This is a genomic window from Streptococcus oralis subsp. oralis (genome assembly GCF_002096445.1).
Lineage (GTDB): Bacteria > Bacillota > Bacilli > Lactobacillales > Streptococcaceae > Streptococcus > Streptococcus oralis_N.
In genome coordinates, this window is the sequence record NZ_NCUK01000013.1 from 728,833 (window position 1) to 754,478 (window position 25,646).

At 37.7% G+C, this 25,646-nt stretch carries 21 protein-coding genes and 3 pseudogenes; 23 read left to right on the forward strand and 1 reads right to left on the reverse strand.

What is annotated here, in order from left to right; all coding sequences use genetic code 11:
• Positions 1-62 precede the first annotated feature (62 nt).
• The 6 genes from rlmD to B7721_RS06940 all read left to right on the forward strand — a co-directional run bounded on the left by rlmD (position 63) and on the right by B7721_RS06940 (position 8,631).
• Positions 63-1,424 carry a 23S rRNA (uracil(1939)-C(5))-methyltransferase RlmD gene (rlmD, locus tag B7721_RS06915; protein WP_084878216.1) on the forward strand — a complete coding sequence of 454 codons (1,362 nt, stop codon included), beginning with the start codon at positions 63-65 and terminating at the stop codon, positions 1,422-1,424.
• Positions 1,425-1,631: 207 nt separating this feature from the next.
• Entirely contained in the window at positions 1,632-2,468 is an 837-nt protein-coding gene (locus B7721_RS06920; RefSeq protein WP_084878218.1) for a GIY-YIG nuclease family protein, read from the forward strand.
• 149 nt (positions 2,469-2,617) lie between these two features.
• On the forward strand, positions 2,618-2,839 hold the full coding sequence (locus B7721_RS06925; protein WP_010753860.1) for a helix-turn-helix domain-containing protein: 222 nt from the start codon (positions 2,618-2,620) through the stop codon (positions 2,837-2,839).
• Positions 2,840-5,557, forward strand: coding sequence for a class I SAM-dependent DNA methyltransferase (locus B7721_RS06930; protein ID WP_084878219.1), 2,718 nt, complete (start codon positions 2,840-2,842; stop codon positions 5,555-5,557).
• Complete coding sequence (locus B7721_RS06935; RefSeq protein ID WP_084878221.1) at positions 5,550-7,505, forward strand: DEAD/DEAH box helicase; 1,956 nt, start codon at positions 5,550-5,552, stop codon at positions 7,503-7,505. The genes B7721_RS06930 and B7721_RS06935 overlap by 8 nt, the downstream gene beginning before the upstream one ends.
• Positions 7,495-8,631 carry a GIY-YIG nuclease family protein gene (locus B7721_RS06940; RefSeq protein ID WP_084878223.1) on the forward strand — a complete coding sequence of 379 codons (1,137 nt, stop codon included), beginning with the start codon at positions 7,495-7,497 and terminating at the stop codon, positions 8,629-8,631. Before B7721_RS06935 ends, B7721_RS06940 begins: the two co-directional genes overlap by 11 nt.
• Before the next feature lie 62 nt (positions 8,632-8,693).
• Here the strand turns inward: B7721_RS06940 and B7721_RS06945 are convergent.
• A pseudogene (locus B7721_RS06945) lies at positions 8,694-9,125 on the reverse strand (transposase); the annotation flags it as partial.
• Between B7721_RS06945 and B7721_RS06950 the strand changes: the two are divergent.
• The 17 genes and pseudogenes from B7721_RS06950 to aguA all read left to right on the forward strand — a co-directional run.
• Positions 9,116-9,666: pseudogene (locus tag B7721_RS06950) on the forward strand (ATP-grasp domain-containing protein); the annotation flags it as partial. The pseudogenes B7721_RS06945 and B7721_RS06950 overlap by 10 nt on opposite strands.
• A 140-nt stretch (positions 9,667-9,806) precedes the next feature.
• On the forward strand, positions 9,807-10,496 hold the full coding sequence (locus tag B7721_RS06955) for a hypothetical protein (protein ID WP_084878224.1): 690 nt from the start codon (positions 9,807-9,809) through the stop codon (positions 10,494-10,496).
• Positions 10,497-10,536: 40 nt separating this feature from the next.
• Complete coding sequence (locus tag B7721_RS06960; protein ID WP_084878226.1) at positions 10,537-11,142, forward strand: hypothetical protein; 606 nt, start codon at positions 10,537-10,539, stop codon at positions 11,140-11,142.
• Positions 11,143-11,319: 177 nt separating this feature from the next.
• Positions 11,320-11,946: an SAP domain-containing protein gene (locus B7721_RS06965; RefSeq protein ID WP_084878228.1), complete on the forward strand. Its 627-nt coding sequence runs from the start codon at positions 11,320-11,322 to the stop codon at positions 11,944-11,946.
• A 221-nt stretch (positions 11,947-12,167) separates the two neighbouring features.
• Complete coding sequence (locus B7721_RS10320; RefSeq protein ID WP_239823806.1) at positions 12,168-13,106, forward strand: hypothetical protein; 939 nt, start codon at positions 12,168-12,170, stop codon at positions 13,104-13,106.
• Between the two features lie 229 nt (positions 13,107-13,335).
• Entirely contained in the window at positions 13,336-14,217 is an 882-nt protein-coding gene (locus B7721_RS06975; RefSeq protein WP_084849650.1) for a diacylglycerol/lipid kinase family protein, read from the forward strand.
• Between the two features lie 61 nt (positions 14,218-14,278).
• Entirely contained in the window at positions 14,279-14,770 is a 492-nt protein-coding gene (locus B7721_RS06980; protein WP_084878230.1) for a nucleotidyltransferase domain-containing protein, read from the forward strand.
• A 177-nt stretch (positions 14,771-14,947) separates the two neighbouring features.
• Positions 14,948-16,687, forward strand: a complete 1,740-nt coding sequence (locus B7721_RS06985) for a glycoside hydrolase family 13 protein (protein ID WP_084878232.1) — start codon at positions 14,948-14,950, stop codon at positions 16,685-16,687.
• Positions 16,688-16,843: 156 nt separating this feature from the next.
• Positions 16,844-17,719, forward strand: a pseudogene (locus B7721_RS06990) (DUF4300 family protein).
• A 21-nt stretch (positions 17,720-17,740) separates the two neighbouring features.
• A complete protein-coding gene (locus B7721_RS06995) occupies positions 17,741-17,923 on the forward strand; it encodes a hypothetical protein (protein WP_049478261.1) in 183 nt (60 codons plus the stop codon).
• 68 nt (positions 17,924-17,991) lie between these two features.
• Complete coding sequence (locus B7721_RS07000; RefSeq protein ID WP_000525332.1) at positions 17,992-18,498, forward strand: YfbM family protein; 507 nt, start codon at positions 17,992-17,994, stop codon at positions 18,496-18,498.
• Between the two features lie 177 nt (positions 18,499-18,675).
• Positions 18,676-19,230, forward strand: coding sequence for a hypothetical protein (locus B7721_RS07005; protein WP_000532578.1), 555 nt, complete (start codon positions 18,676-18,678; stop codon positions 19,228-19,230).
• A gap of 621 nt (positions 19,231-19,851) precedes the next feature.
• Complete coding sequence (locus B7721_RS07010) at positions 19,852-21,312, forward strand: aminotransferase class I/II-fold pyridoxal phosphate-dependent enzyme (protein ID WP_084878233.1); 1,461 nt, start codon at positions 19,852-19,854, stop codon at positions 21,310-21,312.
• Positions 21,313-22,173, forward strand: coding sequence for a polyamine aminopropyltransferase (gene speE / locus B7721_RS07015; RefSeq protein ID WP_000366713.1), 861 nt, complete (start codon positions 21,313-21,315; stop codon positions 22,171-22,173).
• Positions 22,170-23,429 (forward strand): saccharopine dehydrogenase family protein, encoded by a 1,260-nt coding sequence (locus B7721_RS07020; protein WP_084878235.1) that lies wholly within the window; start codon positions 22,170-22,172, stop codon positions 23,427-23,429. Before speE ends, B7721_RS07020 begins: the two co-directional genes overlap by 4 nt.
• Entirely contained in the window at positions 23,429-24,556 is a 1,128-nt protein-coding gene (gene nspC / locus B7721_RS07025) for a carboxynorspermidine decarboxylase (RefSeq protein ID WP_084878237.1), read from the forward strand. The genes B7721_RS07020 and nspC overlap by 1 nt, the downstream gene beginning before the upstream one ends.
• Positions 24,553-25,638, forward strand: a complete 1,086-nt coding sequence (aguA, locus tag B7721_RS07030) for an agmatine deiminase (protein ID WP_084878238.1) — start codon at positions 24,553-24,555, stop codon at positions 25,636-25,638. Before nspC ends, aguA begins: the two co-directional genes overlap by 4 nt.
• The last annotated feature ends 8 nt before the right edge of the window (positions 25,639-25,646 follow it).

Below are 25,646 nucleotides of genomic sequence, written 5' to 3' on the forward strand. Positions count from 1 at the left end.
TATAATAGATGGTAACAGAAATGTTGCCGTCTTTTTTTGTCGGCCGATAGAAAGTGAAAAATATGCTAAAGAAAAATGATATTGTAGAAGTTGAAATTGTTGATTTGACCCATGAAGGTGCTGGGGTTGCTAAGGTAGATGGTTTGGTTTTCTTTGTAGAAAATGCTCTACCAACTGAGAAAATCCTCATGCGAGTCCTTAAGGTCAATAAAAAGATTGGCTATGGAAAAGTTGAAGAATACCTTATTTACTCTCCATATCGTAACCAAGACCTTGACCTAGCATATCTGCGTTCAGGCATCGCTGATTTGGGGCATCTTGCCTATCCAGAGCAGCTCAAGTTTAAAAGCAAGCAAGTCAAAGACAGTCTCTACAAGATTGCTGGTATTACAGATGTAGAGGTCGCTGAAACGCTCGGTATGGAACATCCAGTCAAGTATCGCAATAAGGCACAGGTGCCCGTTCGTCGAGTGAATGGTATCTTGGAAACTGGCTTTTTCCGTAAAAATTCGCATGACCTTATGCCCCTTGAAGATTTCTTCATCCAGGATCCTGTCATTGACCAAGTCGTAGTAGTTCTACGCGATTTGCTTCGTCGTTTTGATTTAAAACCTTATGACGAAAAGGAGCAGTCTGGCTTGATTCGGAACCTTGTGGTGCGACGTGGTCATTATTCAGGACAAATGATGGTCATTTTAGTAACAACTCGTCCGAAAGTTTTTCGTGTCGACCAATTGATTGAACAAGTCATCAAGCAGTTCCCAGAGATTGTGTCTGTCATGCAAAATATCAACGACCGAAAAACCAATGCGATTTTTGGTAAGGAGTGGAAGACTCTTTATGGTCAAGACTATATTACCGACCAGATGTTGGGAAATAACTACCAAATCGCTGGTCCAGCCTTTTATCAGGTCAATACAGAAATGGCAGAGAAGCTCTATCAAACAGCTATTGACTTTGCAGGATTAAAAGCAGATGATGTGGTGATCGATGCCTACTCAGGGATTGGAACGATTGGATTGTCCGTTGCGAAGCATGTCAAAGAAGTCTACGGTGTTGAAGTGATCCCAGAAGCAGTTGAGAATAGCCAGAAGAATGCTGCATTAAACAATATTACAAATACTCACTATGTCTGTGACACAGCTGAAAACGCCATGAAGAACTGGCTCAAGGAAGGTATCCAACCAACCGTTATCTTGGTTGATCCTCCACGCAAGGGATTGACCGAAAGTTTTATCAAAGCAAGTAGCCAAACTGGAGCTGACCGCATTGCCTATATCTCTTGTAATGTCGCAACCATGGCGCGTGATATCAAACTCTACCAAGAATTGGGTTATGAATTGAAGAAAGTCCAGCCGGTGGATCTGTTTCCTCAGACGCACCACGTCGAGGTTGTAGGACTGCTGACACGTAAAGAACTTTGAAATAATAAGGATTAGAGCAGTTCGGGGGATTTCTCGGATTGCTCTCTTTCGTGTAAAAATTACATTTAGTGGTCAACCGTAGAGTTGATAGAAATGTTATGGAGCTTTGAGTTGACAGGTTTTACACTATAAAGATGATAGCTTAGATGATTTTGATAACGGTTACGTGATATAATATATTATCGAACTTTCAAGGGGGACATGATCATGAAGCAGATTTTTATTTTTTCGGATACACAGAAAGACAATATTTCATATTTTGAACGTGAGCCTGCAATTTTGGTTTCGATGAGTCGAAGTGACCTTCCATATTTGAAAGAACAGGATTTCGCAAATTATCCAGCTGTTTACGTTTTGATAGGTGGGAATAAACGATATGTTGGACAGGCTGCCGGACAATCAATCTCGCTTCGGCTATCGCAGCATTTCCTCAAAGAAGACAAAGCTTGGGTTGAATCTGTTTTGTTCTTTGCAAGAGCTGATGGCAAAATGTCAAAAGCAGATACTGATTATCTTGAAAGAAGACTTATCCAAGATTTCCAAGAAAAATCCGATTACGAAATGATGAACTCGACGACTGGGAACAGTTCGTACATCGATAAACTTCAAAAAGCTCAATCAGACCAATTATATGATACAGTGTTTGAAATTATTGATGAGATTGCAAACATAGATTTATTTGGTACTTCTGAAGACAATGAAACTCCAACTTATGAATATAGCTCTTCTGGACAATATGAAATTGAATATGATAAGAAACAGCTATCCTCGAAATCTGCTCGTGGTCTGTTGGTTGACTTTGTCTCACAGTTATTTACGGATGCAAAGTACAACGAACAATTGCAAGAATTGATTGTTGACGAGACACCCTCGTTTGCTATGATTCTAGGACGTAAGCCCTCCATGTACAATGGAAGACCAAATTCAGCAAAGGTAGCCGATGGTGTATGGGTTTATGCAAATTTCAACAAGAAGAACGTCAGAATCAAAATTGAAAAATTAGCTCGTCAGCTAGGAATTCCAGTAAAAATCAAATGGAATTAATAATTAACAGAACGCCTTTAGTAGTATATTCTGCTGAAGACTTTACTATTGTGAAGTAGTTTGCGTTCGCGAAAATATTTCATACTTCGTGTAATATTGATAGCTCATAAATGATATAATAAAAAGTAACAGTAGAATAGAGGTGCAGTATGTCAATTTCTTATAATAAGCTATGGAAGTTATTGATTGATTTGAATATGAACAAAACTCAACTCCGTGAAATCTCGGGAGTCAGCCCTAATGTTATAGCAAAACTTGGGAAAAATGAGTTAGTGGCGATGGAATCATTATTGAAAATTGCTGCTGCTTTGAATGTTGATGTTAGTGAAATAATCAGTTCTGATGTTATAGACGCGGAGGATGTTAAGTAAATGGCAAAAAATAAAGTTTTAAACATCACTGAAATTGAAGATGGTGTAAAAAAAATACTTTCAAATAATAGTAGGGATGATTTCATTACTCAATTTTTGGCGTTGTATGACATTCCTAAAACATCAATAACACGGGCAAAATCAAAATTCGATAACGGTGAACCATTTGTAATTAAGAACAAACTTCACTATGAAGAAATCGAAGGCGATGTCGTTATTACGATTGATGCGATTGCTCAGTCAATTAAAGAACAAAAGTCTAAACCACGATATATCTTGGTAAACGATTATTCAGATATCGCTGCAATTGATACGAAAACGCATGAAACGCTGAATATTCCAATTGAAGAGCTGCCAGTTAATGCAGACTTTTTCTTGGCATGGAATGGAATTGAAAAAGCTGATTACCAAGCTGAAAATCCTGCAGACCGTAAAGCGGCTGAACGCTTTGCAAAATTGTACGATGTTGTGGCCAAGGATAATCCAGACGCCAACGAACATGCATTTAACTTGTTCTTGATTCGAGTGCTGTTCTTGTTGTTTGCAGAAGACACAGGAATTATGAATAAGGGTTCCTTTACAAATGTTCTAAAAACAAGAACGGCTGAAGATGGTTCGAATTTTAACGAAGTCATCAAAGAACTCTTTGCAATCTTGGATATTAATGAGTTAGCTCGCAGCGGCAAAGATGAGTGGTTACTTGAATTTCCATACGTTAATGGGAAATTATTCGGAGAACCACATGTGGATTTGACCTTTTCAAAAGTCTCAAGAGAGCTACTTATCGAAGCTGGTGAATTGCTAAATTGGAATGAAATCAACCCAGATATTCTTGGAGCAATGATTCAATCAGTTGCTTCAGCAGAAGACCGTCATGTTGCTGGTATGCACTATACAAGTGTGCCAAATATTATGAAAGTCATCAAGCCGTTATTCTTAGATGATTTGACAGAGGTATTTGAAACTTTAAAGCTTCGCAGTGAAGAAAATGAGCTGAAGGACATTACCGAAAAAACAAGAAACGATAATAAGAGATCAATCATCAATGAGCTAAGTGCTTTGTTGACGCGAATTTCTAATATTAAGTTTTTGGATCCTGCTAGTGGTTCGGGAAATTTCCTGATTATTGCTTATAAGGAAATCCGTAGACTTGAAATTAAAATTTTGCAATTGTTGGGTGACTTACAAAATAATGATTCTATGCCATTATCAGTTATTCATCTTGGGAATTTTAATGGGATTGAATTAGATGATTTTGCACATGAGGTGGCGAGACTTTCTTTATGGATTGCTGAGCACCAAATGAATAAAGAACTTGAGGAAGCAATCCCAGGTACCATCGCTGAGTTGTTACCGTTGAAAGATGCTGGGAATATAATCTGTGCAAATTCTCTTCGAATTGATTGGAATGAAGTTTTACCACATTCCGTAGATCAAGAAGTTTATCTTATGGGGAATCCACCATATTACGGTGCTAGAAAGCAAACTCCGGAACAAAAGGATGATCTGTCTTATGTATTTAAAAATTACGATGTTTCAATTGGAAATCTAGATTATATTTCGGGATGGTTTTTAAAGGCAACGGAATATATTGACAATACGAAAGCTAGGGTGAGTTTTGTAAGTACAAATTCGATAATTCAGGGGACGCAAGTACCTTTGTTATGGAGTTTACTTCTTAAAGAGAATGTTTGTATTGATACAGCTTATACCTCTTTTAAATGGGGCAATAGTGCAAAGAATCAAGCCGGTGTCGTTGTCGTTATTATTGGGATGTGTGCAATCGGTAATTTGAGAAGTAAGAAAATTTTCTCGGGCAGTAGTATGAAAATTGTCGATAATATTAGCCCATACCTTACAGATTCTGGAAACGTTATTGTATTTGAAAAACAGCATCCAATTTCTGATATCAAAAGTGCTGTGACAGGTAGCATGCCCAATGATAATGGATTCCTGATAATTGAGCGAGATGATTTTGAATCATTTATTTCGAATGAACCAGATTCAAGTAAGTTTTTGAGAAAATTCATAGGGGCGAAAGAGTATTTAAATGATACTTGGAGATATTCAATTTGGGTCGATGATCTACATTACCCTGAAGCGGATAAATTTCATAATTTACATTCAAGATTTGAAAAGGTTAAGAAAAATCGATTAGAAAGTAAAAGAGATGCTACAAACAGGTTAGCCTCCACACCCTATAGGTTTGGTGAAGTCAGACATAAAGAAGAGCCCGCAATTATTATTCCACAGACATCTTCTGAAAATCGTGATTATATACCTATGGGAGTTGTTTATCCTGAAACGATTATTTCTCAAAAAGGAATTGCTGTATACGGTGGAGAAGTATGGCTACTCGGACTGTTAGAATCGAGAATGCATATGATCTGGGTGAAAAATATAAGCGGACGAATGAAAACTGATTACAGTTATTCAATCAAACAAGTTTATAATACTTTCCCAATCAAAAATTTATCTACTCAGAGAAAAAACGAAATCACTCGTGTAATGACAGAAATTCTTGATTTGCGAGAATATGAAGGTGGGTCCTTAGCCAGTCTATATAATAAGGATACTATGCCAGAATCTTTACGTAAGAAGCACGAGGAACTGGATGGAATTGTTGATAGGGCTTATCAGCAACGACCATTTGAGTCAGATGAAGATAGACTCGGAACACTACTTAAACTGTATAAGGAGATGACAACAAATGACTAGTAATTTATTTGAAATTAATTTTGATAAAAATCAATCGAAAACAACAAATGAACTCGGAATGCGCGAGATGCAAGAGCGAGTTTATGAAAAACGTGCATCACAGTACTTACTCGTGAAATCACCACCAGCATCTGGTAAATCACGTGCGTTGATGTTTGTTGGATTGGATAAACTTCATATTCAAGGAATTAAAAAGGTAATCATTGCAGTTCCTGAACGCTCAATTGGTAAATCATTCAAAGATACTGAATTATCAAAATTTGGTTTTTATTGGGATTGGGAAGTGAAACCAAGTAATAATTTAACTATTGGTGGCGGTGAAAAATCAAAGGTTCAACACTTTGTTAAATTCATGAACTCGACAGATCCTAGTGATAATATCCTGATTGCTACACATGCAACATTGCGATTTGCTTTTGAAGAGTTGGATGATTCACTGTTTGACAATACGTTATTGGCGATTGATGAGTTCCACCATGTGAGCCGTGACGATAATTCTGTGTTAGGCAATACCTTACGCAGTATCATGTCAAACTCTAATGCGCACATCTTGGCAATGACCGGTTCATATTTCCGCGGCGACTCTGTTCAGATTTTGGAACCAACCGACGAAGATAAATTTGATAAGGTCACTTACACTTATTATGAGCAACTGGAAGGATATAAATATCTGAAATCCTTTGCGATGGGTTATAGTTTTTACCGTGGAAAATATACGGATGCATTGGATAAAGTGATTGATGTCAACAAGAAATCTATTATCCATATTCCTAATGTTAACTCGGGGGAGTCTACTAAAGACAAGTATGCGGAAGTGGATGAAATACTTGATTTATTAACGGACGGTGGTAATATCACACAGAACGAGGATGGCATTTATGAAATCGAACGTCCCGATGGTAAAGAATTATTAGTAGCCGACCTCGTAAATGAAGATGGACGTGAAAAAGTCTCAGCATACTTAGCAAGTATTACGGATGACATTAAAGGTCTTGATAAGCTTGATATCATCATTGCTTTGGGAATGGCAAAAGAAGGATTCGATTGGCCGTTTGCGGAATATGCACTGACAATTGGTTATCGCAACTCATTAACTGAAGTGATTCAAATCATCGGCCGCGTAACGCGTGACAGTCCCAATAAAACTCATGCACAGTTTACAAATCTTATTGCGCAGCCAGATTCAAAGGATGATGAAGTATTATTCGCGGTTAACAGTATCATGAAGGCAATTTCTGCTTCGTTGCTTATGGAACAAGTGTTAGCACCAGTTTACAAATTCAAACCAAAAGATGATAAACCTGACAAACCTGGCGATCTTTCAATTAGAGGATTAAAACCTGCTGATACTACGGAACGCACGAAAAAAATCATCGAAAACGATATGGAAGATTTGAAATCTAGTATTTTGCAGAGTCAAGATATTCAAAACGCCATTGTTTCAGGCGCTGATGCGAAGATGCTTAATAAAACATTGATTCCCCGTGTTATCATTGAACGTTATCCTGATTTGACGAATGAGGAGCTAGAAACCGTTCGTCAGCATACAGTTGCCGATATAAATATTGCGGCTGGACGGACAACAACTTCAGAAGATGGTAGCCGCGAAATTATTAAGATGGCCGATCGTTTCATTAACATTGATGAATTGAATATTGATTTAATCGATCAAGTGAATCCGTTCCAACGTGCGTATGAAGTGATTAGTCGTGATATTGATGCACCGACTCTTCGGTTTATTCAGGATTATTTGTCATCAAATAAGTATGATTTTACTGACGAACAATTGGTTGCGGCCTACCAAGCTGCTAAGAAGTTCCGTGCAGAAAATGGCCGAAATCCTGATCGAAATAGTAAAGATGATGGTGAAAAATACTTGGCCTTTGCTTTGCTACGACTTGCTGAGATAAAACGTGAAAGAGAGGCAGCGAAAGAAGATGGCGAATAGTTTAGACAGCATCTTTGAAGATGACGCTTTTGATGATTTAACCAAGCAAGTTGAAAAGAAGAAAGTTGTAAAACAAGATCCCGAAGTTGCTAAATTTCAGGAGATCATAGACTTTGTGAATGAAAATGGACGAGAGCCGGAAAAAACATCTGAATGGTCTAGTGAACGTGCATTGTGGGCCCGTCTTAGCGGATTTCGGGGAAAAACTGAAAGAGCTGAGAAGGTTAAGAAGTATGATAATCTTGGTTTATTGGATAAGGAATTCGAACCTGATGGAGAGTTTCTTACTGATTTAGTTGAAATCGATGACGAGTTAAATCTGGATGATATCTTAGGGGCAGATGATATGATTGACGATTTTTCAGACTTGTTGGATGTTTCTCGATATCGTAGAACAGTGAATGCCGCAGATAAAATTGGTCGGAGAAAACATGCAAGTCACTTTGAGAAGTATAAGAGCTTATTCGATCAAGTGCATGCAGATATCGCATCTGGTAGACGAAAAATTATTCCATTTGAACAGTATGATATTCATGAAAATAGATTCTACATCCAAAATGGCGTAATGATGTATATCGTTTCCATTTCAAAGGATACCTTTATCGCTGATAATGGGAAGACAAATGCCAGAATGCATGTTGTTTATGAGAATGGGACGGAGAACAAGAATTTGTTGTTACAATCATTAGCTTCGTCTCTTTACTCAACTGAACGTCATGGACGGATGGTGACAGAACCGGAAAATGAGGAAACGTTGGCTGAAAGTTTTGGAGAAGAATTTACGACAGGTTATATCTATGTGCTGAAATCATTAAGTACTAATCCAGATATTAGTAAATGGAACAATCTGTATAAAATTGGATTCACTCGAAATGATGTGGAAAGCAGAATTTCTAACGCAGAAAATGACGTGACCTATTTAAATGCACCAGTGAGAGTTATGCTTTCTGCTGAGGTGAAAAATGTGAATGCTCAGCTTCTTGAGCGCACCCTACATCATGCATTCCGGGACAAACAAGTTGTCTTTCAGGATGGAAATTTCAAAAAAGCGACTGAATGGTACATGGTTCCATTGAATGATATCGAATCAAAAATCAATGAAGTAATCGCTGGATTACAAAAATAAATATGAAAATACACTGTAATCACAAATCGGCTCTTTGTCAACTGTAGTGGGTTGAATAAAAGCTAACATCTGGAGAGGACAATAGTCGTTCTCTCCATTTTTATATTCAGAGCGATAAAAATTCGTTTTTTAAAGTTGTCAAAGTTCCGAAATCCAAAGGCATTTCGTTTGATAAGTTTGATGAGATTATTCGTCGCTTCCAATTTGGTGTTAGAATAGGGTAGTTGAAGGACTTTGACGATTTTCTCTTTGTTCTTTAGAAAGGATTTAAAGACAGTCTGAAAAAGAGGATGAATCTGCTTTAGATTGTCCTCAATGAGTCCGAAAAAATTGTCAGGTCCTTTATTCTGAAAGTGAAAAAGCAAGAGCTGATAGAAATTATAGTGGTGTTTCAAGCCTTCTGATTTGCTTAAAAACTTGTCTAGAATTTCTTTATTGGTCAAGTGCATGCGAAAAGTAGGGCGATAAAAACGCTTATCGCTGAGTTTATGACTATACCATTGAGCTTAAAGAGTTTTATGGTCGAAAGATTTATGAAGCTGCTTTAGGAGAGATTGTAAATATACCTGATAATTGGGGAAAATTTATTAAGCCTAAAGCTGGTTCAAAAGTTTTTAATGGAAGAGTTGTTAACGGAACCCGTGATTTGATAGGTATTGGTTTACCTTTTGACTATCCTATATGGATCAGTGAGGTTGTAGAATTCATAGCTGAATGGTGTTGTTTTGTTTTAGATGGTCGCGTGTTAGATGTTCGACCCTATACAGGTGATTATCATGCACAATTTGATTCTAGTGTAATTGATGATGACATATCATGTTGGTAAGATGTACCAATAGCTTATGGACTAGATATCTGTGTTACTCTCGTGATGGCAGAACACTTGTTGTTGAAGTTAATAATGGTTATGCAATGGGAAATTATGGCCTATCTCCTTTAAACTCAATCAATTTTCATAAAGCTAGATGGAATGAAATGGTAAAGCATTATTTTGAAAAAACGATGTCTTTACTATGCCTGAAAATTAAAATATAAGTTTCTAAAAGGAACAGAAGTGGATCTGTGTGTAACTGCAACGAGTAAGTTGCAGTTTTTTATTTTGAATAATGATATAATAGGATAAAAAAATAATGAAAACGCTATATATTTAAAATTTGATTAGGAAAGTAGGAAGTATGGAAACGATTGATAAGATTATTAAATCATCAACTAAATTTTATAACGATTTAAAAGCTGATGAACATGATAGATATCGTTCATGGGAGCATTGTTATTCACATTTTATGACAGCTAGAAAAGAGAATGATGTGAATATAGATTACCTGAGTTTACAACTTGCATTTTATTTAGCAAGTTGGGGGATGTATAGAGGCTCTTCATTCTTATTACAAAAGGATTATAGAGTACATATACCGGTAGTAAGAGAAATCTTAAGCAATAAATATGATTCTCTAGCAGGAATAGAATGTAAAGATTTTAAAAATGAAACTAACCAAAAATTGCTAAAGGAAATAAATGAATTTATAGCTAATTATTATGATGTAATCAGACGTGAAGTGAGAGGAACAGCACTAAAAAACAACTTATCAGATACACTAATTACAAAGATACTGATGGGCACACTTGGTTGTGTTCCGGCATATGATAGATATTTTGTTACTGGAATAAGGTCGCAAAAGATTGCAAGTGGAAGCTATAACATTAAATCTATTTTACAATTAGTAGATTTCTATGAGAAAAATATAGAACAATTAGATTTAGTTCAAAAAAAATTTATTGTTGCCGATATGCTATATCCTCAAATGAAAATACTTGATATGGGATTTTGGCAGATTGGTTTTGATTTAGAAAATAAAAAGCATTGATTATTCAATTATTTAATAAAAAAAGAAAGTAAGGCTTAATATGGAAAATAAAGAAAAAAAGAATGTGGAAGTAATATTTGAAGGTCATATTGAAAAAATCTTCGGAAAAGATTGTTTGAAAGACATTGAACCATTATATAATAAAGTAATAGAAAATAGAGATAATAATGTAAAATGTGGTGAATACGGTGATGATCCAGCAACAATTGAACTAATATTATATCTCAGACATAAAATGAGAGAAAACAAATTAATATCTTCCGAACCAATATCAAACTATTTAAAAGCGATACCAATAACGATAGAAAATTTTACAAAATTTCTAGAAAAAGACGGTAAAGAGAGAAGTTGGTTAACAGAGGAATATAAGAAACGTTTTCCTTGCTCTTATGAGTCAGAGCCAGAATCTCACAAAAAACCTTATACGAACGATGGATGGAATTATTTTGAATATCTGAACCAGAACAATCAGAATTATGATTATGATATTGAATGGTTTTACGTTGAAAAAAATGAAGTAGGTCATATATACTACAATGAGTTGGATCATTATTTAACTTATTTGCTAGGTGCTATACGAAGAGGTATACCAGAGAAGATAAAACAAGGAAAAAATATTAAAAAAGATCTTGAGAAGATTGATTAGAGCTTATCTGTAAGCCTATATGTCTTTATTTATAAAAAAGTAAACACATAAGTTAAATTTATAATCTTATGGAAAATCTGGTTTAAAATCTTGCTTATTTCTTACTTATAAAGGTAGAAAAATTTCACTCTTTTAAGATGTAAACCAAAATTGTTTTTGAGGAAGGGGGGTACTATATTGAAAGAAAGCAGACCTGAGTTTGATAAAATCGCATCCTTTGATGAGTTCAAAAAATACTATTGGTATCGTGATGAACTTTCACAGATATGCAAGTCATTAGGGCTTGAATATAGAGGTACCAAACAAGAACTCAATCATATTATTGAGCAGTACTTTAAGGGGAATTTGATTAAAAAATCATCAATAAAAAGGAAAAAGAAACAAGTAGAAGCCGTTGCCTTAGATACGCCCTTACTTGAATGTGGATTCTCCTTTAATGCAAACTTTAGAGAATATTTCTCAACTTTAACAGATGTTTCGCCCTTTAAATTTACTGCTAATATGGCGACAGCTTGGAGAAAAGTAAAAAGAGAAAATGATTTGAGTTTTACAATCCAAGATATGCTAAAAGTTTATTATGGAAATTCAGATTATGCCAAGTATGATCATTCGGTTTGTCAATGGAATCAATTTCTAAAGGATTTCTGTGCAGACGAAAATAGTGCCAACTACTCGAATAAACTAAAAGTAGCTTCTATTCTTTGGAAAGAAGTTAGAAATTCAAAAAATGCAAAAATTTATTCAAAAAATCTTTTGACTGAATATGCTGATAAAATAAAAGAGTATGGTAAGGTAGTTCAATAGAAATGATTTCATTTTGATATTTTTGATTTGATTGCTGTTGACTTAGCTGAATTAAAGCAGTATCTAAGTTTAAAGTAAGTTACAATCATTTTAAGCGATTTTGAGCAAGTCAAGGATATTTTTTCTGAAGACGGAGTAAGTAGTGAGCTAGTGTAAATTTACACACATCTATTTGTCTTTTTAAACGGATTTATATAATAAAAAAATATGGAGGATATTTTATGATACAAGTAAATGAGTTTATTAATAAAGTAGATATTACAGATAGTGATAATGTCAATTGTGAATTTGAAGTACGTAAAAAGGCAATGGATTTTTATAAGAAGTATCCTTTTTATGAGGAAGATGATTGGGGGATTATTAAGTTTCAAAACTCAGTTAATCAATATAATACTTTAATGGATGCCCAAAAATATAATGAGATTGAAGCATATAAAGAAAAATCAGAATCAGGCTATAAGGGAGCTCATTTGCTTGTCAATAAATCGAAAGGTATTGCACTTACGGCTGACATCCTTACTTCAATTAAGCTACCTTGTGAAAGAATTGCAAGTGTCGAAACTAGCTTAAAAGGTGGTAAAGAAATAAAAGACGGGATATTAAAAGGTGATTTAGAAATACCACATGATTTGGAACCTTATTTTAAAGCTTTTGCTATTGTTTACTATTGGTGTGGAAATATGATGCCAGTGGTGGAAAGTTTCATCCCTGGAAGTGATGGAGCAGATAACTGGCTTTGGAAGATGAATATAATAATTAATTGTCATAAAGGTGGTCCCCATCAAAACTGGAGAGATTGGATTAAAGAAAACTGGGGAGAAGATCTAAACAAATTCATCACAGATTACTATTTTGAAGATTGTTTTGACAAGGATAGTTTAATCATAAAGAATACTGTTCCAAGTCTCAAAGAAGACTATGTTGTTTCATTAAGTTGTCATTACTTACATCTCATTCAAGAAAATGAACATAAATTAGCAAAAGAATTTTTAATCAATCATGTAAAAGTGATTATTCAAAGAAGTTACCGAATTGAAAATAAATTTCATGGGGATTGGAAGAAAAAGGAAGAGGACGAGGTAAAAGAAATTTTTAAAGAGATTTTCGCGCAAGCTGGATTTAATGGCAAACAGATTAATAAAATGCTTTCTTTATTTTAGATAATCGTTAATATTCTAGCGCCAATCGTTTGATATTATCTGATAATCTTTACTTTAAACTATGTTTTATATGCTCGAAATTCACAGTAAACTCTTTGTCTATGTTTTTATAAATTAATGCCCAGTACGTCAGATTTCTCTTTTCTGAATTTTCATTGTATAATAGGGATACATTTAGTTTCATATAATGAAATATAAAGATTTCTAACGAATATTAAGGAGAAAATCAATGAAAAAAGTAATGTTAATTATCAACCCTACCTCTGGTGGGGAAAAGGCTTTGGATTACAAAGAAAAGCTGGAGAATAAAGCAAAAGAATATTTTGAGCATGTTGAAACCAAAATTACCGAAAAAGCACTGGATGCAACACACTTTGCTGAGGAAGCGTCTCGTGAGCAGTACGATGCAGTGGTGTGTTTTGGTGGAGATGGGACTGTAAACGAAGTCATTTCGGGTATTGCTGAGAGAGACTACACTCCGAAGTTAGGGATTATCCCTGGCGGTACGGGCAACCTCATTACAAAACTGTTGGAAATCAATCAAGACATCGATGGCGCGATAGATGAACTCGATTTTAATTTAACCAACAAGATTGATATCGGTAAAGCAAATGATAACTATTTTGGTTATATTTTTAGTATCGGTTCTCTGCCTGAGGCGATTCACAATGTGGAGATCGAGGACAAAACAAAATTTGGTATTCTTGCCTATGCTGTAAATACCATGAAGTCTGTGATGACGGATCAGGTCTTTAACATTAAGATTGAGACAGAAAATGGAAATTATGATGGTGAAGCTAGTCATGTTTTGGTTCTCTTGACAAATTACTTCGCTGATAAGAAAATCTTTGAAGAAGACAAAGATGGCTATGCTAATATTTTGATTCTAAAAGATGCTTCTATATTCTCTAAATTATCCGTTATTCCTGATTTACTAAAAGGGGATGTTGTTGGCAATGATAATATTGAGTATATCAGAGCACGTAATATTAAAATCTCTTCAGATAGTGAATTGGAGTCAGATGTTGACGGCGATAAATCGGATAACCTACCTGTAGAAATCAAGGTACTGGGCCAGCATATTGAAGTCTTTTCACAACCGAAAGAGTAGATGGTAGAAACAAGTTTGTCTTTCACTGAGAAATCAAGTTTTATCAAGGATTGGAGGAAGGATGAATTCTCTATTTGATGAATTTCGAACAATTTGTTCACATTTAAACCAAGTCGGAATCACTCCGACGCTCATGGGGTCTTTGGGGTTTGAATACCGTTCAAATGAAGAATGGCAGCCGTCTGACATTGATATTCATGTTCCTGGAGATCCTAGAGGCTGGGAAGCGCCTGATCATCTCAGAATTTATGACTGGGACAAGATAATGAAAGTGATGAAACACTTAGGCTATACCTTAATAGATATTCATGAGCACGAATTCCAAAAAGATGGTGTGAGCGTTGAATTCGGAAGTATCGATTCTTTACCTGATTTTGCAGGAGTTTCGGAATCAGATATAGAGCTGATTCATCTCGAGGACATCACGTTTCGTGTTCCAAGTTTAGAACAGTATTTCAGTATATATAAAGCTTCTTCCCAAGATTCCTATCGAAATGACCACAATAACAATAAGGATTTTAAAAAGATAGAGTGGCTGGAAAGACATTTGTAAATCATCATTTGAAAAGTAGCAAGTTGTAAGACTGGCTGCTTTTTTATTTTGAAAAACAATCTACTCAAAATTACGGACTAGTCTTGAAAATAAAATTTTAAAGTAGTATACTAGAATTAAAATTATGAAAACGTTTGCGTTGCAAAGCGATTCAAAGTAAACTAGGAGACAGATACAATGGAATTAACTGCCATTTACCATAGACCAGAGTCGGAGTATGCTTATCTCTATAAGGATAAGATAATGCACATTCGTATCCGGACTAAGAAAGATGATATTGAAAGCATCCATTTGCATTATGGAGATACTTTTATCTTTTTAGAGGACCATTATGAAGCAAGCAAGGCGATGGTCAAAGTAACTTCTGATGCCTTATTTGATTACTGGCAAGCGGAAGTTTCAGTTGGCTATGCGCGACTCCAGTATCTTTTTGAACTCAAAGATAAGCTAGGTCAGAGTATTTTGTATGGCGATAAGGGATGTGTTGCAAACACGCTAGAAAATCTTCATTATGAAGGAAATGGATTTAAAATTCCGTATATCCATGAGATTGATGCTTGTCATGTTCCTGACTGGGTAGCAAAGACGGCATGGTACCAGATTTTCCCAGAACGCTTTGCTAATGGCAATCCTGAGATTTCTCCAGAGGGGGCCCTAGCTTGGGATTCCTCTATCAAGCCAAAGACGAGCGATTTCTTTGGTGGTGATTTACAGGGCATTATTGACCATCTGGATTACTTGCAAGATTTGGGGATTACAGGACTTTATCTCTGTCCAATTTTTGAATCCCCAAGCAATCACAAGTATAATACGACGCATTATTTCGAAATTGACCGTCATTTTGGAGACAAGGAAACCTTTCGTAAACTGGTGGAGGAGGCCCATCAGAAAGGCATGAAAATCATGCTGGATGCTGTTTTCAATCATATCGGGGATCAGTCTCCGCAGTGGCAAGATGTCCTCAAGCATGGTGAAGATTCTGTTTACAAAGATTGGTTCCATGTTCAAGAATTTCCCGTGACCAAAGATAAGCTTGGAAATCCAAGAAAACTCCCTTATCATACCTTCGCTTTTGCCAGCTATATGCCCAAGCTCAATACGGGCAATCCTCAAGTGAGAGACTATTTGCTAAGCGTTGCGACCTACTGGATTGAAGAGTTTGATATTGATGCTTGGCGACTGGATGTGGCAAATGAAGTCGACCACCAATTTTGGCGAGATTTCCATAAGGCTGTCTTGGCTAAAAAGCCTGACCTTTATATTCTTGGAGAGGTCTGGCACACTTCCCAGCCCTGGCTAAATGGAGATGAATTCCACGCAGTTATGAACTATCCTCTCTCTGATACTATCAAGGATTATTTCTTGCGAGGGGTTAAGAAATCACCTCAATTCATCAATGAGATCAATAGCCAGTCTATGTACTATAGACAACAGATTTCTGAAGTGATGTTCAATCTTTTGGATTCGCATGATACGGAGCGCATTTTGACTACTGCCAAGGAAGATGTTCAACTCGTTAAGTCGGCTCTTGCTTTCCTCTTTTTACAAAGAGGGACACCGTGTTTCTACTATGGAACTGAGTTGGAGTTAGATGGAGGACCAGATCCAGATTGTCGTCGTGTCATGCCTTGGGAACGTGTTTCCGATAGCAATGAGATGTTGAATTTTATGAAGAAATTGATTCAGCTTCGTAAGGATGCTTCAGGCATTATCCAACATGGAACCTATAGTCTGCAAGAAATCAAGCCTGATGTGCTTTCTCTAGAATGGAATAATGATGGACAAAAACTCCAAGCTATTTTTAACCAATCAAGTGAAAATTATCTTGTCGATAGTGATGCTGTGGCGCTAGCCAGTCATTGCCAAGAATTGGGACTGCAACTGGCGATTTTGCCTAAAGGTTTTATCATCCGATAAAAATCGTACTCAAAAAGACTGTTATGAATAGGTGATTCGTGCAGTCTTTTTTTGACTTATGTAGTATAATAAAGCTAAGTCACGGATTATCGGATGAGGGATTAGTGAAGAGTGTTTAAAGAAAAATAGAGACTTTTGCTTTAGAAAGGAAATTTCATGAAACGAACGAGAAAAGTAGTAGCCTTGGGACTGTGTTTGCCCTTATTTCTTGGCTTGGCTGCTTGTCACCAAAATAATACGAGCACTGAAGCTGCAAACCAGACACAGATCAGTTCGGATAAAGTTCCTTGGACGGCTTCATATACCAATCTGAACAATCAGGTCAGTATCGAAGAGGTCAAATCTCTCTTATCAGCTCACTTGGACCCAAATAGTGTTGAGGCATTTTTCAATCTTGTCACAGACTATAATGCGACTGTCGGCTCTACTGGCTTAAGTGGAAATTTTGCCTCCTTTACGAAGACAGAATACGACGTAGAGAAAATTAGTAATCTATGGAATCAAAAAAAGGGTGACTTTGTCGGAACCAACTGCCGCATCAATAGCTATGCGCTCTTGAAAAATTCGGTCACAATTCCAAAGCTTGAAAAGAATGATCAGCTACTTTTTGTGGATAACGATGCTATCGATAAGGGAAAAGTATTTGATGCGAAAGATAAGGAAGAGTTTGATATTCTATTTTCTAGGGTAGCGACGGAAGCAACGATGGATGTAAAAGTTCATGCGCAGAAGATGGAGAAATTCTTCTCACAGTTTCAATTCAATGATAAAGCTCGAATGTTGTCTGTTGTGTTGCATGATAATTTGGATGGATAGTATCTTTTTGTCGGTCACGTTGGTGTTTTAGTGCCAGCTGAGGAGGGTTTCTTATTTGTAGAGAAACTGACTTTTGAAGAGCCTTATCAAGCTATTAAGTTTGAGAGCAAGGAAGATTGTTACAAGTATTTAGCTACAAAGTATGCGGATTATACAGGTGATGGACTGGCCAAACCTTTTATCATGGATAATGAAAAGTGGGTTGAAGGTTATTAAGATAGGCAAAGGAGAAATAATATGGAGACTGTAATAGCGCTTTTATTTCTCATTCTTATCGGATTCTGGGCTGTAAACATTCTCAAGCCTCGTAAGTCAAATAAAAAGGAAAGATTTATTGGCTATATGCAGCGCTATGATATAGATGGTGAGGGTTATCAGTCAGAAGTCTGGGAAGTGACAGAAGATGAGAAGGAGAAATAAGGAGGAGTGTCCAAAAACAGTAGATTTCTTGCCTTTTTCAAGAAAGGGGACCAATAGGAGGAAACATTATGGGAATGATTGCTAATTATCAATATCTGTCTGACAATGAATTAAGCCAAATAAAGCGGTATTCTCGTCAGGAAGAGGAATTGCTTGACTTGGTAGAGGATTATCCTGAGGGAAATGATACGTTGATAGATATTGACAAAATGTGGGATGCCTTGCTCTTTGTTATGACAGGTTTTAATAGTTCAGAATTTATGGATGACGACCCCTTGAGAGAAGCTGTCTTGGGAGTGACTCCTTTAGAAAATGTATCGGAGTATATAGCCTATACTGAACACTCAAAGATAACTGAAATTGTCCAAGCTTTAGAGAATTTTGATATGGATAAGGCTCTGGCTGACTTTAGCATGGAAGCATGCAAGAAGGCAGATTTGTATCCCGATATTTGGGATTATCTTGATGAAGAGGAAGAAATCAAGGATGATATTCGAACCTGTTTTGTAAAAATGAAAAACTTTTATAAGAAAATCTTAACTCTCAAAGGAAATGTCTTAGTGACTATTTGTTAACTACTTTTACCACTGTTAGTCAGGTGCCTGATGAATGCACATCTAGAAAATCGTACACCTGATGATTTGTCTGGTGAAGGAAATATTCCAAAGTATAGTTGGACGGAATAGGTAGAAATTGGTTATAGAATTTGTAAGCATAATAGATTTTAAACTTTAAGATGGAGGACTAAAGAGATGGGAAGAATTGAATGGGAAAATGCCAAGACACGTTTAGATGCCTTGCTTGTCATTGATGAGTATCGAACAGATCCAAATGAGACCTGGCTTCGATTGATCGTTAAGACTGAGGGAAGCTATGGGGTTCGTTACCTTATCGACAATGGTTCTGGTGATTCTCTAGATGTGATGTTCACTGATAAAATGATCCTTATAAAGGGCTTTGATCATGAAAGCAGTTTGAGTCAATTTGCTGCGGATGAGTGGAATCAAGACATCATAGACGGATTTTATAAAGGACTGGATGTAAAGTATCAAAACCTATATTCAGAAGAGCAAAAAGATGAAACAACTTTCTTTATCTGGTATGACGGTCAAGAGCATCAAAATACCTACCAAGAGCAGGACGGTGGCGAATGGTTGTTATCCTATTTCTTTGACAGTTTTGAGAAATTTCATGAGTTTGTGACGGATTACTATTCAATTACTGTAGATGAGGATTTACTTAGAAAACTTTACAATCAAGGACAGCTTTCAGAAGTAGAATTGGAGCAGTTGATTCGCACTTCCTAGCTAGAAATGTGTATAAAATCTGATGAAAAGAACTGATTTTCAATATCAAGTTATACTTTAAGATTATTGAAGCAGCTAATGGTTGTAGTTTCTTTTTTCTTATGTCTATAACGCTTTAAAGCGATTTCTTTTTATTGTTGAATAATATTTTGCGAACAAAAAAAGAAATTCTTTAAAAAAGTTTCACAAAATCCTTTACAAGCTCTTGTAAACATGATATAGTTATAAGGCTTAGAAAATGAGAAGATGTTTTCTAGCAAATATAAACCCGAGTAAAAAATGCCTACGGACAGGCAGGGTTGAATGCCGAAGCGTGGTTGAAAAGCCACATTATTGATAGGGTTAAAAGCCTACTTTTATAAGTTGATGTTAGGACACTTGTCCTAATTCATAAATTTTAGTGTGGTGAAAGCACACGTCATCTTGTGAAACGATCAATAAAGTACGTAATATTTGCTACTAGAGAGTTAGGAAACATCAGGAACAGACATACTCAACAGAAACCAAAATACACACGTCAGAAGATTGCAGAGCAGGTGAAAACCTGCTCTTTTTTCATAAGTCAACCTTTAGTCGCCTTTATCTTCTTGAGGTGCTAAAAATACGGTAAAGGAGTATGTCTTGAAGAAGTTAGATCAAAACCAAGCCCCAATTTACGAGGCTTTGGTCAAACTACGCAAGAAAAGGATTGTCCCCTTTGATGTGCCAGGTCACAAGCGTGGACGAGGAAATCCAGAACTTGTCGAACTGTTAGGAGAAAAATGTGTTGGCATTGATGTCAATTCTATGAAACCCTTGGATAATCTTGGTCATCCCATTTCGATTATTCGGGATGCGGAGGAATTAGCTGCGGATGCTTTTGGTGCAGCCCATGCCTTTCTCATGATTGGGGGAACAACCTCATCAGTTCAGACCATGATTCTTTCCACCTGTAAGGCAGGAGATAAGATTATTCTGCCACGTAATGTTCACAAATCTGCTATCAATGCGCTGGTTCTATGTGGTGCCATTCCCATCTATATCGAGATGAGTGTGGATCCTAAAATCGGTATCGCTTTAGGTCTTGAAAATGACCGTGTTGCACAGGCCATTAAGGAACATCCAGATGCTAAAGCTATCCTAATCAACAATCCTACTTACTATGGGATTTGTTCAGACCTCAAGGGTTTAACGGAAATGGCTCACGAAGCTGGCATGATGGTTTTAGTGGATGAAGCCCATGGAGCGCATTTGCATTTTACAGATAAATTGCCGCTGTCTGCTATGGATGCTGGCGCTGATATGGCGGCGGTCTCTATGCATAAGTCTGGTGGGAGTTTGACCCAGAGCTCCATCCTTCTTATCGGGGAGCAGATGAATCCTGAGTACGTTCGTCAGATCATTAACCTGACCCAGTCTACATCTGCCTCTTACCTACTTATGTCTAGTTTGGATATTTCTCGTCGCAACTTAGCCCTTCGTGGCAAAGAGTCTTTTGAGAAAGTCATTGAACTATCTGAGTATGCTCGTCGTGAAATCAATGCTATCGGTGGTTATTATGCCTACTCAAAAGAGCTCATAGACGGTGTGTCTGTTTGTGATTTTGACGTGACCAAGTTGTCTGTCTATACTCAGGGAATTGGGCTAACAGGTATCGAGGTTTATGACCTCTTACGAGACGAATACGATATTCAGATTGAATTCGGGGATATTGGCAATATATTGGCCTATATTTCAATCGGTGACCGCATCCAAGACATCGAGCGTCTGGTTGGTGCTTTGGCGGATATCAAGAGACTCTACTCGAGAGATGGGAAGGACTTGATTGCTGGTGAATATATCCAGCCCGAGTTGGTGCTGTCTCCGCAAGAAGCATTCTATTCAGAGAGAAAATGTTTAACTTTAGACGAGTCTGTTGGACAAGTCTGTGGAGAATTTGTCATGTGCTATCCTCCAGGAATTCCAATCCTAGCACCAGGTGAACGCATTACACGAGAAATTGTAGACTATATCCAATTTGCCAAGGAACGTGGTTGCTCCCTCCAAGGGACGGAAGATCCAGAGGTCAATCACATCAACGTCATTAAGAGAAAGGAGAACTAGATGGATTTATGGTTTTCTGAAGTTCATACTCCAGATGTGAAATTGTCCTTGAGAACAGCCAAACAACTCTACGCTGGTAAAAGTGAATGGCAAGATATCGAAGTCTTGGATACACCAGCTTTTGGGAAAATACTGATTTTAAATGGCCATGTCTTGTTTTCAGATGCAGATGATTTTGTCTACAACGAAATGACGGTTCACGTTCCCATGGCTGTCCACCCAAATCCTAAGAAAGTCTTGGTTATAGGGGGTGGCGACGGTGGTGTTGCCCAAGTTTTGACACTGTATCCAGAATTGGAACAAATCGATATTGTGGAACCAGATGAGATGTTGGTTGAGGTTTGTCGAGAGTATTTCCCAGACTTTGCTGCGGGGCTAGATGATCCTCGTGTCACCATTTACTACCAAAACGGGCTACGCTTTTTGCGAAACTGCGAAGATGATTACGATATCATTATCAACGATGCGACAGATCCATTTGGCCATACGGAAGGACTCTTTACCAAGGAATTTTACGGTAACAGTTACAGAGCTCTCAAAGAAGACGGCATCATGATTTACCAGCATGGGAGTCCCTTCTTTGACGAGGATGAGTCAGCTTGCCGAAGTATGCACCGCAAGGTCAATCAAGCCTTTCCAATCAGTCGGGTTTATCAGGCGCACATCCCAACCAGTCCAGCTGGCTATTGGCTATTTGGATTTGCATCGAAAAAATACCACCCTGTCAAAGATTTTGACAAGGAAGGCTGGAAAAAACGCCAGCTTTTCACAGAATACTACACTGCAAACTTACATGTGGGGGCCTTTATGTTGCCCAAGTATGTGGAAGACATTTTAGAAGAAGAGGAAGGAAAAAAATGAGTCGTTTACTAGTTATTGGATGTGGGGGCGTTGCCCAAGTTGCTATTTCAAAGATTTGCCAAGATAGCGAAACTTTTACAGAAATTATGATTGCTAGCCGTACCAAGTCAAAATGTGATGACTTGAAGGCTAAATTAGAAGGCAAAACAAGTACAAAGATTGAGACAGCTGCTCTTGATGCAGACAAGGTAGAAGAAGTGATTGCTTTGATTGAAAGCTACAAACCAGAAGCTGTTTTGAACGTAGCTCTGCCTTATCAAGATTTGACCATTATGGATGCTTGCTTGGCAACAGGTGTCCACTATATCGATACCGCCAACTATGAGGCTGAGGACACAGAAGATCCCGAATGGCGTGCTATCTATGAAAAACGCTGCAAGGAACTTGGTTTTACAGCCTACTTTGACTACTCATGGCAATGGGCTTATCAGGAGAAATTCAAAGAAGCTGGCTTGACTGCTCTGCTTGGATCTGGTTTTGACCCAGGTGTGACCAGCGTCTTTTCTGCTTACGCCCTTAAACACTATTTTGATGAAATCTACTATATCGACATTCTAGACTGTAATGGTGGTGACCACGGTTATCCATTTGCAACAAACTTTAACCCAGAAATCAATCTCCGCGAGGTTTCTGCGCCAGGTTCTTACTGGGAAGATGGAAAATGGGTCGAAGTCGAAGCCATGTCTATCAAGCGTGAGTATGATTTCCCTCAAGTTGGACAGAAAGACATGTATCTCCTTCACCATGAAGAAATTGAATCACTTGCCAAAAACATTCCAGGTGTTAAACGCATTCGTTTCTTTATGACTTTTGGCCAATCCTATCTAACGCATATGAAATGCTTGGAAAACGTTGGTCTCCTTCGTACGGATGCTATTAACTTTAATGGACAAGACATTGTACCGATTCAATTCTTAAAAGCCTTGCTTCCTGATCCAGCCAGCCTTGGCCCACGTACAGTTGGAAAGACCAATATCGGCTGTATCTTTACAGGTGTCAAAGACGGTGTTAAAAAGACTATCTATATCTACAATGTTTGTGATCATCAGGAATGTTACGCAGAAGTTGGTTCACAAGCAATTTCTTACACAACAGGCGTTCCAGCCATGATTGGGACTAAATTAGTGATGAATGGAACTTGGAAACAACCTGGAGTTTACAACCTTGAAGAATTGGATCCAGATCCATTTATGGAAGCTTTGAATGAGTACGGCTTGCCATGGGTTGTGGTTGAAAATCCACAAATGGTGGACTAATGAAGTTAGAACAAGTACCCACACCTTCTTATATCATTGACTTAGGAAAATTAGAAGAGAATTGTCGCATTCTACAGTATGTTCAAGAAGAAGCCGGTTGCAAGGTTTTACTTGCCCAGAAGGCTTATTCCCTCTATAAAACCTATCCCTTGATTAGCCAGTATCTATCAGGTACGACAGCTAGTGGACTCTATGAAGCGAAGCTGGCTAGAGAAGAATTCCCGGGGGAAGTCCATGTCTTTGCGCCTGCTTTCAAGGAATCAGATATGGAAGAGCTACTACAAATATCTGACCATATCGTTTTTAACTCCGAGAGACAGTTGCGTAAACATGGTGCTCGTTGCCGAGAGTCTGGTATCAGTGTCGGTTTGCGCCTCAACCCTCAGTGTTCAACTCAAGGAGATCACGCGCTCTATGACCCTTGTGCACCTGGATCTCGTTTTGGTGTGACACTTGATAAAATTCCTAGTGATTTGTTGGATTTAGTGGACGGACTTCATTTTCATACTCTTTGTGAGCAAGGTTTAGAGGATTTAGAGACAACTTTGAAAGCAGTAGAAGAACAGTTCGGACCTTATTTACATGAGGTCAAATGGCTTAATATGGGTGGTGGCCACCACATCACAAGAGAAGACTACGATGTGAATTTGCTGATTTCTGAAATCAAGCGTATCCGAGATACTTACAATCTTGAAGTCTATATCGAGCCGGGTGAAGCTATTGCGCTTAATGCGGGTTATCTAGCAACTGAAGTATTGGACATTGTCGAAAACGGTATGGATATTTTGGTTTTAGATGCCTCCGCGACCTGCCATATGCCAGATGTACTTGAAATGCCCTATCGTCCACCTTTGAGAAATGGATTTGAACCGCAGGAAAAAGCCCATACCTATAGACTTTCTTCCAATACCTGTCTGACGGGTGATGTGATTGGTGATTATAGTTTTGAAAATCCAGTCCAAATCGGTGATAGACTTTATTTCGAAGACATGGCAATCTACTCCTTTGTTAAAAATAATACCTTTAATGGTATTGGATTGCCAAGTCTCTATCTTATGGACGAGCAGGGAGACTGCAGCTTAGTCAAAGCCTTCGGCTATCAAGACTTTAAAGGGAGATTATCATGATGAACAGTCCAAAAAAATTAGGTTATCGTATGCCAGCAGAGTATGAACCCCATCATGGTACCCTCATGATCTGGCCAACTCGACCAGGTTCATGGCCCTTCCAAGGAAAGGCTGCTAAGAAGGCCTTTAGCCAAATCATCAAAACTATTGCTCAGGGGGAAAGAGTCTATATTTTGGTGGAGCAGGACCATCTATCTGAAGCCCAATCCTATCTTGGAGAAAAGGTTGTTTATCTAGATATTCCTACTAATGATGCCTGGGCGCGTGATACGGGTCCGACCATTCTCGTCAATGATAAAAGAGAAAAATTGGCAGTCGATTGGTCTTTTAATGCATGGGGTGGCGCGGTGGATGGTCTTTATCAAGATTATGAAGAGGATAACCAGGTAGCCAGTCGGTTTGCTGAGTCCTTGGAAATGCCTATCTATGATGCCAAACCTTTTGTACTGGAAGGCGGAGCCATACACAGCGATGGTCAAGGAACCATTCTTGTGACTGAAAGTTGCCTACTAAGCGCTGGTCGTAATCCTCACCTGACTAAAGAGGAAATCGAAAACACCTTATTTGAGAGCCTTGGAGCTGAAAAAATTATTTGGCTTCCTTATGGTATTTATCAGGACGAAACCAATGAACATGTTGACAATGTTGCAGCCTTCGTTGGCCCTGCTGAGCTTGTCTTAGCTTGGACAGATGATCAAAACGATCCTCAGTATGCCATGTCTGCAGCTGACCTTGCCCTTTTAGAGAAGGAAACGGATGCAAAAGGGCGTCCCTTCACTATTCATAAACTTCCAATCCCAGCTATTCATCAGGTTGTCACTAAAGAAGATTTGCCAGGCTATACCTATGAAGAAGGGGAAGAGGAGCGTTATGCAGGTGAACGTCTTGCAGCTTCCTATGTCAATTTCTATATTGCCAACAAGTCTGTCTTGGTTCCCCAGTTTGAGGATGTCAATGACCAATTGGCCTTGGATATCCTCAGTAAGTGTTTCCCAGACCGTAAAATTGTCGGAATACCAGCCAGAGACATTCTTTTAGGTGGTGGAAATATCCACTGTATCACCCAACAAATCCCAGAATAGGAGAAAAA

Bases quoted from the DNA above. Each gene is read 5' to 3' on its own strand.
- B7721_RS06925 (WP_010753860.1), top strand. From the start codon at position 2,618: ATGTCAATTTCTTATAATAAGCTATGGAAGTTATTGATTGATTTGAAT.
- B7721_RS06955 (WP_084878224.1), top strand. From the start codon at position 9,807: ATGGAAACGATTGATAAGATTATTAAATCATCAACTAAATTTTATAAC.
- speE (WP_000366713.1), top strand. From the start codon at position 21,313: ATGGATTTATGGTTTTCTGAAGTTCATACTCCAGATGTGAAATTGTCC.
- B7721_RS06985 (WP_084878232.1), top strand. From the start codon at position 14,948: ATGGAATTAACTGCCATTTACCATAGACCAGAGTCGGAGTATGCTTAT.
- B7721_RS07005 (WP_000532578.1), top strand. From the start codon at position 18,676: ATGGGAAGAATTGAATGGGAAAATGCCAAGACACGTTTAGATGCCTTG.
- B7721_RS07020 (WP_084878235.1), top strand. From the start codon at position 22,170: ATGAGTCGTTTACTAGTTATTGGATGTGGGGGCGTTGCCCAAGTTGCT.
- B7721_RS06935 (WP_084878221.1), top strand. From the start codon at position 5,550: ATGACTAGTAATTTATTTGAAATTAATTTTGATAAAAATCAATCGAAA.
- B7721_RS06975 (WP_084849650.1), top strand. From the start codon at position 13,336: ATGAAAAAAGTAATGTTAATTATCAACCCTACCTCTGGTGGGGAAAAG.
- B7721_RS06960 (WP_084878226.1), top strand. From the start codon at position 10,537: ATGGAAAATAAAGAAAAAAAGAATGTGGAAGTAATATTTGAAGGTCAT.
- B7721_RS06940 (WP_084878223.1), top strand. From the start codon at position 7,495: ATGGCGAATAGTTTAGACAGCATCTTTGAAGATGACGCTTTTGATGAT.
- B7721_RS06930 (WP_084878219.1), top strand. From the start codon at position 2,840: ATGGCAAAAAATAAAGTTTTAAACATCACTGAAATTGAAGATGGTGTA.
- B7721_RS06920 (WP_084878218.1), top strand. From the start codon at position 1,632: ATGAAGCAGATTTTTATTTTTTCGGATACACAGAAAGACAATATTTCA.
- B7721_RS07000 (WP_000525332.1), top strand. From the start codon at position 17,992: ATGGGAATGATTGCTAATTATCAATATCTGTCTGACAATGAATTAAGC.
- rlmD (WP_084878216.1), top strand. From the start codon at position 63: ATGCTAAAGAAAAATGATATTGTAGAAGTTGAAATTGTTGATTTGACC.
- B7721_RS10320 (WP_239823806.1), top strand. From the start codon at position 12,168: ATGATACAAGTAAATGAGTTTATTAATAAAGTAGATATTACAGATAGT.
- aguA (WP_084878238.1), top strand. From the start codon at position 24,553: ATGATGAACAGTCCAAAAAAATTAGGTTATCGTATGCCAGCAGAGTAT.
- B7721_RS06980 (WP_084878230.1), top strand. From the start codon at position 14,279: ATGAATTCTCTATTTGATGAATTTCGAACAATTTGTTCACATTTAAAC.
- nspC (WP_084878237.1), top strand. From the start codon at position 23,429: ATGAAGTTAGAACAAGTACCCACACCTTCTTATATCATTGACTTAGGA.
- B7721_RS06995 (WP_049478261.1), top strand. From the start codon at position 17,741: ATGGAGACTGTAATAGCGCTTTTATTTCTCATTCTTATCGGATTCTGG.